At 65.2% G+C, this 12428-nt stretch carries 9 protein-coding genes; 6 read left to right on the top strand and 3 right to left on the bottom strand.

Features of this window, described 5'->3' with window-relative positions; genetic code table 11:
- Positions 1-173 precede the first annotated feature (173 nt).
- Together otsB and otsA are read left to right on the top strand one after the other, a co-directional pair.
- Positions 174-974: a trehalose-phosphatase gene (gene otsB / locus R2N16_RS07400; RefSeq protein WP_316664986.1), complete on the top strand. Its 801-nt coding sequence runs from the start codon at positions 174-176 to the stop codon at positions 972-974.
- A complete protein-coding gene (gene otsA, locus R2N16_RS07405) occupies positions 971-2401 on the top strand; it encodes an alpha,alpha-trehalose-phosphate synthase (UDP-forming) (RefSeq protein ID WP_316664988.1) in 1431 nt (476 codons plus the stop codon). Before otsB ends, otsA begins: the two co-directional genes overlap by 4 nt.
- Here the strand turns inward: otsA and R2N16_RS07410 are convergent, their stop codons facing one another.
- The 3 genes from R2N16_RS07410 to R2N16_RS07420 form a co-directional block, all read right to left on the bottom strand.
- Positions 2402-3187: a Mut7-C RNAse domain-containing protein gene (locus R2N16_RS07410; RefSeq protein ID WP_316664989.1), complete on the bottom strand. Its 786-nt coding sequence runs from the start codon at positions 3185-3187 to the stop codon at positions 2402-2404.
- A gap of 176 nt (positions 3188-3363) precedes the next feature.
- Positions 3364-3693 (bottom strand): hypothetical protein, encoded by a 330-nt coding sequence (locus tag R2N16_RS07415; RefSeq protein WP_316664990.1) that lies wholly within the window; start codon positions 3691-3693, stop codon positions 3364-3366.
- Between the two features lie 97 nt (positions 3694-3790).
- Positions 3791-4735 carry a LysR family transcriptional regulator gene (locus R2N16_RS07420; protein ID WP_316664992.1) on the bottom strand — a complete coding sequence of 315 codons (945 nt, stop codon included), beginning with the start codon at positions 4733-4735 and terminating at the stop codon, positions 3791-3793.
- Between the two features lie 340 nt (positions 4736-5075).
- On the opposite strand from R2N16_RS07420, the gene R2N16_RS07425 reads away from it, so the two are divergent.
- From R2N16_RS07425 to R2N16_RS07440, 4 genes are all read left to right on the top strand, one after another.
- Complete coding sequence (locus tag R2N16_RS07425) at positions 5076-6167, top strand: alpha/beta hydrolase (RefSeq protein ID WP_316664993.1); 1092 nt, start codon at positions 5076-5078, stop codon at positions 6165-6167.
- 115 nt (positions 6168-6282) lie between these two features.
- Positions 6283-7593 carry an efflux RND transporter periplasmic adaptor subunit gene (locus R2N16_RS07430; RefSeq protein ID WP_316664994.1) on the top strand — a complete coding sequence of 437 codons (1311 nt, stop codon included), beginning with the start codon at positions 6283-6285 and terminating at the stop codon, positions 7591-7593.
- A gap of 28 nt (positions 7594-7621) precedes the next feature.
- Positions 7622-10828, top strand: coding sequence for an efflux RND transporter permease subunit (locus R2N16_RS07435; protein ID WP_316664995.1), 3207 nt, complete (start codon positions 7622-7624; stop codon positions 10826-10828).
- Between the two features lie 25 nt (positions 10829-10853).
- Positions 10854-12410 carry an efflux transporter outer membrane subunit gene (locus R2N16_RS07440; RefSeq protein ID WP_316664996.1) on the top strand — a complete coding sequence of 519 codons (1557 nt, stop codon included), beginning with the start codon at positions 10854-10856 and terminating at the stop codon, positions 12408-12410.
- Positions 12411-12428 lie beyond the last annotated feature (18 nt).

The raw sequence follows: 12428 nt of genomic DNA on the forward strand, positions 1-12428 counted from the left end.
GGCGGGATGAGCGCGGATGGTGTGAAGGATTTGCATCCCGCTTCCGTTTTTACAAACACGGCTCCTGCCGCGCGGGCCGCAAATGGCGAAATGACAACGTGTGGCGCCGCCGCCCTTTGGTCGGCCCGGTTCTTGCGTGAACAGGCGTATCAAGCACATTCACAAAAACCGGTTTGTCCAAAAACATCTCTCCTCAGTCCTCTGCCAACGCGGCGCCCCTGCCTTCGCTCGACCTTGATCGAACGGCCTTCCTGCTCGACTTTGACGGCACGCTCGTCGATATCGCGCCGCAACCCGATGCCGTGCATGTCTCTGCGCCCTTGCGCGAAACGCTGGCCGCACTGCACGCCGCAAGCGGGGGCGCATTGGCCATCATCAGCGGCCGCACGGTGCACGATGTGGAGTCGCGCCTGTCTCTGCCCGGGCTCGTCATCGCCGGAGTGCATGGCGCCGAACGCCGCTACGCAGACGGCGCGTTCGTCCGCCTGAACACCGACGCCGATGCACTCGCACGGCTGGAGCGCGAGTTGCGCGCCGAACTCACGCAGTTGTCGACGCAGTTTTCCGGCGTGGTGCTGGAAAGCAAGGGCATTGCGTTTGCCCTGCACTATCGCCACGCGCCCGAAGCCGAGAACGCCGTGCTGACGGTGGCTGACCGACTCGCGCGCTGCTATGCCGACCACGTGCGCTTGCAGGCCGGCAAGATGGTCGTCGAACTCAAACCGCGCGGCGCCAGCAAGGGCGACGTGGTGCATACGCTGATGACCGAGCCGCCCTTCATGGGCCGCACCGTGCTGTTTGCCGGCGATGACCTGACCGATGAAAGCGCCTTCGATGCCGTCAATGCGCTCAAGGGCTGGTCGATCAAGGTGGGCGCGGGCCCGAGCCAGGCGCGCTGGCGCCTGCAAGACGCAGCGGCATTGCGTGCATGGCTGGCAACGCTCACGACTCCGACCCAGCGAGGTGCCGCATGAGCCGACTCATTGTTGTCTCCAACCGCGTTGCGCCCGTTGCCGAAGGCCAGGGCACCGCGGGCGGCCTGGCCGTGGGCGTGTTCGACGCGCTGCGCGAAACCGGCGGCGTCTGGTTTGGCTGGAGCGGCGAAAGCGCGACCACCGTTTCGCATGAGCCCAACATCGTTACCAAGGGCAACATCACCTATGCCACCGTCGGCCTGAACCGCAAAGACTACGACCAGTACTACCGCGGCTTTGCCAACGCGACGCTGTGGCCGATCTTCCACTACCGCGTGGATCTGTCGCGTTACGAGCGCCAGGAGTACCACGGCTACCGGCGCGTCAATGCGCAGTTTGCGCATCAGCTCAAGGCGCTGGTGCAGCCGGATGACATCCTGTGGGTGCACGACTATCACCTGATCCCGTTTGCCGCGGAGTGCCGCGCGCTGGGCCTCACCAACCGCATCGGGTTTTTCCTGCACATTCCGTTTCCGTCGCCGGAAATCCTGACGACGATTCCGCCGCATGAAGAGCTGATGCGTGCGCTCTGTGCGTATGACCTGGTCGGTTTTCAGACGGAGACCGACCGCGTGGCCTTCTACGACTACATCGAGCGCGAAGCGCGCGGCTACATCGAACAGAAGGAACAGAACGGCCCGGTGCACGCCTATGGCCACACGCTGCGCGCGGAGGTCTACCCGATCGGCGTGCATCCGGACGAGATCGCGCAGCAGGCGAAGGCGTCGCTGGCCCGGCGCAATCCGTTCACGCGGCATGCGAGCCCGCGCGGCGAGCGCACCGCCGGTCAGGGGCAGGGTCAAGGCCAGCAGCCGGCAAAACTCATCATGAGCGTGGATCGGCTCGACTATTCCAAGGGCCTGCCCGAGCGCTTCCACGCGTTCGAACAATTGCTGGACGATTTTCCGGACCATCGCCGGCACGTGACCTTCATCCAGATCGCGCCAACGTCGCGTCAGGACGTGCAGAGCTATCAGCAGATCCGCCAGCGGCTGGAGGCCGAATCCGGCCGCATCAACGGCAAGCACTCGGAGCTGGACTGGACGCCCATCCGCTACATCAACAAGCAGTACGAGCGGCGCGTGCTGATGGCGCTGTTCCGCAGCTCGCAGATCGGCTACGTCACGCCGTTGCGGGATGGCATGAACCTCGTCGCCAAGGAGTACGTGGCCGCGCAAGACCCGGAAGACCCTGGCGTGCTGGTGCTCTCGCGCTTTGCCGGCGCGGCGCGCGAGTTGGACGCCGCGCTCATCGTCAACCCGTATGACACGCGTGGCATGGCCGAGGCGCTGAACCGCGCATTGACGATGCCGCTGGAAGAACGCAAGGCGCGCTACGCCCACATGATGGATCGACTGCGCTCGGCCAACCTGACCATCTGGCGCGAGCGGTTTGTGGCCGACCTGCGCAACGCGCCCTCGCAGTAGTCAGGCGCCTGCGCTGCCGGTGCGCGACATGCGCTCGGCGGCTTCTGCGGTGTCCATCGATGCGCCCGATGCGCCCGCCTCGGGCCACAGCATGTCGGCCAGCACAGCATTCATGCGCGCCCAGTGCGAACCGGGCCAATAGATACGCCGGCAGACATCACAGGTGCTAAAGAGCCGCTGGCGCTCGCGCACGCGGGGCGGCACGCTGGCGGACGCCTCTTCCGGGCTCAGCATCCGCAGCGGTTCATTGCATTCGAGACAGCGTGAGAACGGCCTGGCCACATCGGCCAGCCGGAGGCGCGTGACGATTTCGCGCATCTGCGCCTGCGGCGCGCGCGCGCGAATGAACGCGCCACGGCGGATGCCACGTCGCTTGAGGAGTTCACGATCACGCGAGAGCACGATCCAGTCTTCCCCCTGGGCCAGAGCTTCGATGGCCGCGTCGGCGTAGTTGTTGTCGTAGGCGGTATCGAAGCCGGCCATGCGCAGCAGCCGCGCCGTGGCGCCCAGGTGGGCATCGCACAGAAAATGCAGCGGCGCGGTCGGCAACAGGGGCTGCACGGCTGAAACGGCAACGTGGCCCCTCGCCGGCAACAGGGCCTCCAGCGCCATGGGTGTGCCATCCACCTGCACTTGCCCCACCTCGGTATGCGGCACCCCGAGCGCCTCGATGGCGTGCTTGAGCGTGGCGCCCTCCGCCCACGGGCGCGCAACGGGATGCCCGCGCAACGCCAGCGGAAGAAGCGGCGTCAGACTGGAATCGAACGTGAGGACGACGGTCTGCATGCCTGCCACGATACTCCGAACCCAACATCGGTGCCCTGGCACGCTCGCGCGCGTACCTCATACATTGCGCGGCGCCGCCGCGCCCGCGCTCGGGTTCTCGTGCCAATAAAAATGCGGCGAGACCGGTGAAGTCACGCCGCAAACAGGGAGGAGGAGAAATTCAGCGGGTGCGCAGTTTAAGCGCGCGATGCGGCCCCGTCCTTCGGATAGTTCGCATCGCCGTTCCACGACAGGTAGCCATACGTGTCAGCCTGGCGATCCGCGCCTTGGCTGTACGGGTCAAAGCGATCGTTCTTCCACGACAGATAACCGTAGGTATCGGCCTGGCGGTCGGCGCCTTGCGTGTACGGGTCGAAGCGGCCTGCCTGCGTAGCGGCCGGCGCGTCAAAGTTCGGCTGGATGGATGCGGCTGCAGGCAGCGACAGCAGTGCCGCGGAGGCCGACACGGTGGCCACCATGGCCAGAACGACGCGGCGGGAAATGGCGGAGAAGAGACGGGAGTTCATGATCAGTTCCTTGTTCGTTTGCGCTCGTTGTTGCGCTTGGAGGGCAGAATAGATCGTTGCTCCCGTCTGATAAATGCGACTTTTCAGAAATAACTGTTCAGGCAGCACTAACAATCTGCAGCCGCGGATTTTCCTTGAGCTGCAGGCACGGGTGGTCGGCAAACAGCGTCGCCACCCAGTCCACGAATACCCGCACCTTGGGCGACAGGTGCCGGTTGTGCGGATACACCACCGACACCGGCACCGGCTCGGAAATATGATCCGGCAGCACTTCCACCAGCGCGCCCGACATCAGGTGCTCGTACACCAGGAAGCGCGAAGTCTGCAGCAGCCCCAGGCCATGCAGGCCGCATGCCACCGCCGATTCGGCATCGTTGACGGACACCATGCTGCGCACCTTGTGAATCTGCTTCTGCCCATCGATCACGAAATCCCAGTCCATGCGGCGGCCGTTGCGCGCAGAGAAGTAATTCACCGCCGTGTGGTCCTGCAGGTCTTCCAAAGTCTGGGGCGTGCCGCAGCGGGCCAGATATTCCGGCGACGCGCAATTGACCATCGACAGTTGGCCGATGCGGCGTGCAACGAGGCTGGAGTCCTGCAACTCCCCACCGCGCACGGCGCAATCCACCCCCTCCTGTACGAGGTCGACGGTGCGATCGCTCATGCCGATCTCCAACTGAAGATCGGGGTACGCCTCGTGAAAATCGCGAATGCGCGGCACAAGCAACCGTTTGCCAATCGACGCAGGCACGTCGATGCGCAACGTGCCGCGTGCGCCCGATGCGCTTTGCGAGAACGCAGCTTCGGTCTCTTCCAGATCGCCGAGCAGACGCACGCAGCGCTCGTAGTACGCAGCGCCATCGGCGGTGACATTCACGCGGCGCGTGGTCCGGTGCAGCAGGCGCACGCCCAGATGCGCCTCAAGGCTTTGCACCAGGTTCGTCACCGTGGCGCGGGGTAACTGAAGGCTGTCGGCAGCCTTGGTGAAACTGCTGGCTTCCACGACGCGCGTGAAAACCTGCATGGCCTGCAAGCGATCCATCTGCGGCTCCTTAGGGACGGACTCCACGGGGCGGGCGCACTGCCGAATCAAACGGGCAATGCGCCGGACCTGTGGAATCAAGGGGTCTCTGCCCATGCTCGAGAACGCGCACGCGCTCTGAGCATGAGGCGCGATCAGGAAGGCGGCGACTACGGATTTTCGCAGTGCAACAAGATCGGCCTCGAGCAAGGACACTTTTTAGCACAACCGCAAATTTTGATTGTTCGGCTGCAACTAATAGTGATGTCCGATTATAGGCATTTATCCGCGTTCGTCTAATCACCATCATTCAGCCCATCGATATCCGGGTTATCCGCAAAGGTAAGCCCCGCCTGACATCATGGGTTCTTCTCCACCGCGCCTCGTTGTTTCGGATCGCACGCTGACCAGCGATGCGGCATCGGCCGCTGTTCGCCCAGCACAACCGTACGCCACGCCCGCCCCCACAAATGTTGCACTGAATAACAAATTGCGCACCGCAGCATCCAAGCTGCCTGAGCAAGCTTCTGCATGTAAGGAAACGCCTGGTGCGGCGCCGCTGCCGCGAGAGGTCACGGCCGAAGACTATTGGACGCAGGGCTACGCCAGCCGCATCCGCCTGCGTGTGTTCCGCCCTGAAATGCACCCCGACGATGCCGCCGCGCCGTTGCGCCGGCCCGGCGTGCTGTACCTGCATGGTGGTGGTTTCGTGCGCGGCTCGATTGATGACTCCGATGCGCCGGCGCGCCACCTGGCGGCCACATTGCCGGCGGTGGTGGTCACGGTGGGCTATTCACTGGCGCCAGCCGCGCCCTTTCCTGCCGCGCCGGAAGATGTGTACGCCGCGCTGTGCTGCATGGCCGACCATGCCGGCGCATGGGGTATTGACCGTCGCCGCATCGCAGTGGCCGGACATGATGCTGGCGGCAACCTCTCTGCCGCGCTGACCATGATTGCGCGCGACCGTGGCGGCCCGAACCTGCGTGCGCAGGTCCTGATCGCGCCGATGCTCGATCCGACCATGGCTCGCATGCGCCCCGACCACCTGGCCGACGCCGACAACTCGGCCGAAGTCTGCGCCGATTGCTATCGCCAGTACCTGCCCCGGCCGACCGAGCGCGTGCACCCATACGCCGCGCCGGTGGAATCGCGCCGCCTGCAGGGCCTGCCCCCTGCCCTGCTGCTCACCGCACCGCAAGACCTGCTGCGCACCGAAGCCGAGCGTTATGCCGCGTGCCTCATTGAAGCGGGCGTGGTCACGCAAGTCGTGCGCGTGAACGAAGCCTGCCATGACTCGATCGCCATGAGCGCAGTGGCGCAAGACGAGATGACGTGCTTCCTGCGCTGGCACCTCGGCATGACGCGCCAGGCGGAGGCACCACGCAAACGCCGTCCACGTGCGGATCGAAAGGACCGCACCTCAATTGACCCGACCGGGGAGACGCCTGGCTGAACCCATACAACAAGAAACGGAGTGCGAGGCCGCCCGCGTATTTCTACGCTGCGGCCAAAGCGCTTTTATCCAGTCTTTTTCTCTTTGCTTACCCAACAAAATCGAGAGAGTCATCATGAGCCTGTCCAAACGCACACTCGCCATTTCGGTTGCCGCCGTGCTCGGCGTTGCAGCTGTGGGCACCTACGGTCTGGTCTCCAGTGCCGGCGCATCGCAGCAGCCGGCCGCCGCACCCGCCGCCACGCCGGTGGATGTGGCGCCGGTCTTGGCAAAGAACGTGGCCGAATGGGACGAGTTTTCCGGCCGCATCGAAGCCGTTCAACGTGTTGAAGTCCGCCCGCTGGTGAGCGGCACCGTCACCGCGGTCCACTTCAAGGATGGCAGCATCGTCAAGAAGGGCGACGCGCTGTTCACCATCGACCCCCGCCCCTACGCCGCGGAAGTGGCCCGCACGCAAGCCGCGCTGACCGCCGCCAAATCGCGCGTGGCCTACACCACGTCGGAGCTGGACCGTGCGCGCAAGCTGGTGGCCGACAACGCCATCGCGCGCCGTGAATTTGAAGAGAAGGAAAACGCCGCACGCGAGGCGCAAGCCAATCTGCAAGGTGCCGCCGCCGCGCTGGATGCAGCCAAGCTGAACCTGGAGTACACGCACATCGTGGCGCCGGTCGCGGGCCGCGTGTCGCGCGCAGAAATTACCGTCGGCAACGTGGTCTCTGCCGGCGGTGCAGCGCCGGTACTGACGACGCTGGTGTCGGTCTCGCCGATGTACGTGGCGTTCGACGCGGATGAGCAAAGCTACCTGCGCTACTCCGCCAAGGCGGCCCAGGGCGCGAAGACGCCGGTCTACATCGGGCTGGCCAATGAAGACGGCTACACACGCGAAGGCCTGATCCAGTCCGTCGACAACCGGCTGGACGTGCGCTCGGGCACCATCCGCGTGCGCGCCACGCTGGACAACGCCGACGGCCGCCTCACGCCGGGCCTTTACGCCCGCGTGCGCATGAGCACCGGCGCACCGCACGACGCCATCCTCATCAGCGACAAGGCCATCGGCACGGACCAGGACAAGAAGTTCGTCCTGGTGGTGGACGCCGCCAACAAGACGAGCTATCGCCCGGTGGTGCTGGGCGCCTCCATTGACGGCCTGCGCGTGGTGAAGTCGGGCCTGAAGGCCGGCGAGCGCATCGTCGTGAATGGCATCCAGCGCGTGCGCCCGGGCGACGCAGTGGCACCTAACGCGGTGACCATGGATAGCCTGGTTACCAAGCGCGTGGTGCTGCCGGGTGCACAGCCCGAAGCGCCCGCCACGCCTGCCGAAGCCAAAGCCGACACCCCCGCTGCGCCTGCCGCCAAGGCTGAAGTCAAGCCCGCCAACGCCAAGACCGCAGCCAACGCCCAACGCCTTCCGGCCGATCGCGCCTGATTGCGACTGAAACTCATCGCTGACAGCCATGAACTTCTCTAAATTTTTCGTGGACCGCCCGATCTTTGCGGGCGTGTTATCCACGCTGATCCTACTGATCGGGATCATCTCGATCTGGCGATTGCCGATCTCGGAATACCCCGAGGTCGTGCCGCCTTCGGTGGTGGTGCGCGCGCAGTTTCCGGGCGCCAACCCGAAAGTGATTGCCGAGACCGTCGCCTCGCCGCTCGAAGAGCAGATCAACGGCGTCGAGAACATGCTCTACATGCAGTCGCAAGCCAACAGCGACGGCAACCTGACCACGACAGTCACCTTCAAGCTGGGCACCGACCCGGACAAGGCGCAGCAGCTCGTGCAGAACCGCGTGTCGCAGGCGCTGCCGCGTCTGCCCGACGTGGTGCAACGCCTGGGCGTGACCACCGTCAAGAGCAGCCCCGACCTGACGATGGTGGTGCACTTGCTGTCGCCCAATGACCGCTACGACATGACGTACCTGCGCAACTACGCCGTGCTGAACGTCAAGGACCGCCTTGCGCGTATCAGCGGCGTGGGCCAGGTTCAATTGTTCGGCTCGGGCGACTACTCGATGCGCGTGTGGCTCGACCCGAACAAGGTCGCCGAGCGCGGCCTGACCGCCAATGAAGTCGTACGTGCCATCCGTGACCAGAACGTGCAGGTGGCGGCGGGCGTGATCGGCGGTTCACCGTCGGTGCCGGGCACGGACCTGCAACTGTCCGTCAACGCGCAAGGGCGGCTGAAGACCGAGCAGGAATTCGGCGACATCGTCCTCAAGAGTTCGCCCGATGGCGCCGTCACATACCTGCGTGACGTGGCCCGCATCGAGCTGGCCGCGTCGGAATACGGCCTGCGCTCGCTGCTGGACAACAAGCAAGCCGTGGCCATTCCGATCTTCCAGGCGCCGGGTTCCAACGCGCTGCAGATCTCGGATGACGTGCGCAAGACGATGGCGGAGCTCAAGGAAGACTTTCCCGAAGGCGTCGACTACCGCATCGTCTATGACCCGACGCAGTTCGTCCGATCGAGTATCGAAGCCGTCACGCACACGCTGCTGGAAGCGGTGGCGCTTGTGGTGCTGGTGGTGATCCTGTTCCTGCAAACGTGGCGTGCGTCGATCATTCCGCTGCTGGCGGTGCCGGTGTCGATCATCGGTACGTTTGGCCTGATGCTGATGTTCGGCTTCTCGATCAACGCGCTGTCGCTCTTCGGGCTGGTGCTGGCGATCGGGATTGTGGTGGACGATGCCATCGTGGTGGTGGAAAACGTCGAGCGGAACATCGCCGAAGGCTTATCGCCACGCGAGGCCACGTACAAGGCCATGCGCGAGGTGAGCGGCCCGATCATCGCCATTGCACTGACGCTGATTGCCGTGTTCGTGCCGCTGGCCTTCATGACGGGCCTGACCGGCCAGTTCTACAAGCAGTTCGCGCTGACGATCTCGATCTCGACCGTCATCTCGGCCTTCAACTCGCTCACGCTGTCGCCGGCGCTGGCCGCCCTGCTGCTCAAGAGCCACGATGCGCCGAAGGATTGGCTGGCGCGTGTGATGGACAAGGGCCTGGGCTGGATCTTCCGTCCGTTCAACCGCGTGTTTGGTGCCGCATCGGAATCGTATGGCCGCAGCACCTCGCGCGTGATCGGCCGCAAGGCAGTGATGCTGGGCATCTACCTGGCGCTGATCGGTGCGACCGCGCTGTTGTTCAACAAGGTGCCGGGCGGCTTCGTGCCGATGCAGGACAAGCAATACCTGGTGAGCTTCGCGCAACTGCCCGATGGCGCCTCGCTGGACCGCACGGAAGACGTGATCCGCCGCATGTCGGACATCGCCCTGAAGCACCCTGGCGTGGAAAGCGCCGTAGCGTTCCCGGGCCTGTCGATCAACGGCTTCACCAACAGCCCGAGCGCCGGCATCGTGTTCGTCACGCTCAAGCCGTTTGACCAGCGCAAGGCCCCCAACTTGTCGGGCGGAGCGATCGCCGGTCAGTTGAACCAGCAGTACGGGGCGATCAAGGACGCGTTCATTGCCGTGTTCCCGCCGCCGCCGGTGCAAGGCCTTGGCACGGTGGGTGGCTTCAAGCTGCAGTTGGAAGACCGTGGCTCGGTGGGTTACGAACAGCTCTTTGCCGCCACGCAGGCCTTCATGGCGAAGGCCCGCAAGACGCCTGAGCTGGGCCCGTCGTTCTCGAGCTACCAGATCAACGTGCCGCAGTTGAACGCCGACCTCGACCGCGTGAAGGCCAAGCAGCTTGGCGTGCCCGTCACGGATGTGTTCGACACCATGCAGGTGTACCTGGGCTCGCTGTACGTGAACGACTTCAACCGCTTCGGCCGCACGTATCAAGTGAAGGTGCAGGCAGACGCGCCGTTCCGCGCCCATGCAGAAGACATCCTGCAACTGAAGACGCGCAACACCGCGGGTGAGATGGTTCCGCTGTCTTCGCTGCTGCGCGTGTCGCAAGGCTTCGGGCCAGACATGGTGGTGCGCTACAACGGCTACACCTCGGCCGACATCAACGGTGGTCCGGCTCCGGGCTTCTCATCGGGTCAGGCACAGGCGGCGGTGGAACGCATTGCACACGAAACGCTGCCCAAGGGCGTGCGCTTCGAGTGGACGGATCTGACGTATCAGCAGATCCTGGCCGGCAACTCCGCCGTGTGGATCTTCCCGCTGTGCGTGCTGCTGGTGTTCCTGGTGCTGGCCGCGCAGTACGAAAGCCTGACGCTGCCGCTGGCCGTGATCCTGATCGTGCCGATGAGTCTGTTTGCCGCCATGCTGGGCGTCTGGCTCTCGCATGGAGACAACAACATCTTCACGCAGATCGGTCTGGTGGTGCTGGTGGGGCTGGCATGCAAGAACGCGATCCTGATCGTGGAGTTTGCGCGCGAGCTTGAGCTGCAAGGACGCACCATCGTGGAAGCCGCCATCGAGGCCTGCCGCCTGCGGTTGCGCCCGATCCTGATGACGTCGATCGCTTTCATCATGGGCGTGGTGCCCCTGGTGGTGTCGACCGGTGCCGGCGCGGAAATGCGTCATGCCATGGGCGTGGCCGTGTTCGCGGGGATGCTGGGTGTGACGCTGTTCGGCCTGTTCCTCACGCCGGTGTTCTACGTGCTGCTGCGCACGCTGGCGGCACGCCGCGGCCAGCGTTCGGAAGACGCACCCGATCGTGATCTGGACCTGGACGGCGCGCTGCCTGTGCCCTCGGCTCAGCACTAAGGTCAACACTACTCAAGACATCGTTATGAACGCGTCTACACAACAAACAGGTCCGGCCATGCGCTCGGGCCGCTGGACCCCGCTGGCGCTGGCCGCCGCGCTGTTCCTCGCGGCCTGCTCGCTCGCCCCGACCTACGAGAAGCCGGACGTTGGCACACCCAACGCCTTCAAGGAAGCCGCAGCATCGGCGCAAGCGGCACAAGCGGCGGATGCACCGCTGGCCGCAGGTGAGCAAGGCAAGTGGAAGACCGCCGAGCCGGCCATGCCCGCCGACGGCGCGTGGTGGAAGATCTTCAACGACCCAACGCTCGACAAGCTCGAAGCGCAGGCCGCTGAAGCCAGTCCCACGCTGTCTGCCGCAGCCGCACGCGTGACGCAGGCGCGTGCCTTTGTGCAGGCCAACCGGGCATCGCTGTTCCCGGAACTGGATGCGGGCTTCGGCCCGACGCGGCAGCGGGCTTCGGCGGCATCGGCCGGCTTGCCGGTGGGCGCGCCCGTGCAGCCGCAGACGTACTGGCGTGCGCAGTCCACCGTGGCGTATGAGGTCGACCTGTTCGGCCGCGTGCGCAACAACATCGATGCCGCCGGCGCCGATGCCGAGCGTGTCGAAGCGCTGTACCGCGCTGCCCGCCTGTCATTGCAGGCCGACGTGGCGCAGACGTACTTCAGCCTGCGCACGCTGGATGCGGAAGAGGCCTTGCTGTCCCGCACGCTGGTCGGCCGTGAAGAGGCACTCAAGCTGGTGCAGCGCCGCTTCAACACCGGCGACATTGGCGAGCTGGACGTCGCCCGCGCCGACGCCGAACTGGCGACAGCACGCTCCGACCGCATCGGTGTACAGCGTCGTCGCGCGGTGCTGGAGCATGCACTGGCAACGCTGCTGGGTAAGGCACCGGCTGATTTCACAATGGGCGCCGACCCGCTGCAATCGGCCGAGGTGCGCGTACCGGCTGGCCTGCCCTCCGCCCTGCTGGAGCGCCGCCCCGACGTGGCCGCTGCCGAGCGTTCGATGGCTGCGGCCAACGCGCGCATCGGTGTGGCGCGTGCGGCGTTCTTCCCGCAACTTCAGCTCACGGGCGGCTTCGGCTACGAGTCGCACGACATCGGCGATCTGCTCAAATGGGGCAGCCGCACGTGGATTCTCGGGCCGCTGGTGGGCACCGCGCTGTCGCTGCCGATCTTCGACGGGGGCGCACGCAGCGCGGGCGTGAAGCAAGCGCGTGCAGCGTACGAAGAGAACGTTGCCAACTACCGCGAAAGCGTGCTCGTCGCCTTCCGCGAGGTGGAAGACAACCTCTCGGAACTGCGCCTGCTGGCCGACCAATCCAAGGCACAGGACGATGCCGTGCGCGCTTCCACGCGTGCCGCACAACTCTCGCGCACGCGCTACAACGCGGGTTCGGTCAACTACCTGGATGTGATCGATGCCGAGCGCAACATGCTGTCCGCCGAACGCATCGGTGTCCAACTGGCCGGCAGCCGCGTGAACTCCACAGTGGGGCTCATCAAGGCGCTGGGCGGCGGCTGGGGGGATCTGCCGCCAACGGACCCGGCCAAACCGGCAACGGTGGCACAACAGTAGATATCAGGATTGCTCCCT

Origin of the sequence: Ralstonia psammae, from assembly GCF_958405935.1 — a bacterium.
In the GTDB taxonomy this organism is placed as follows: Bacteria; Pseudomonadota; Gammaproteobacteria; order Burkholderiales; family Burkholderiaceae; genus Ralstonia; species Ralstonia psammae.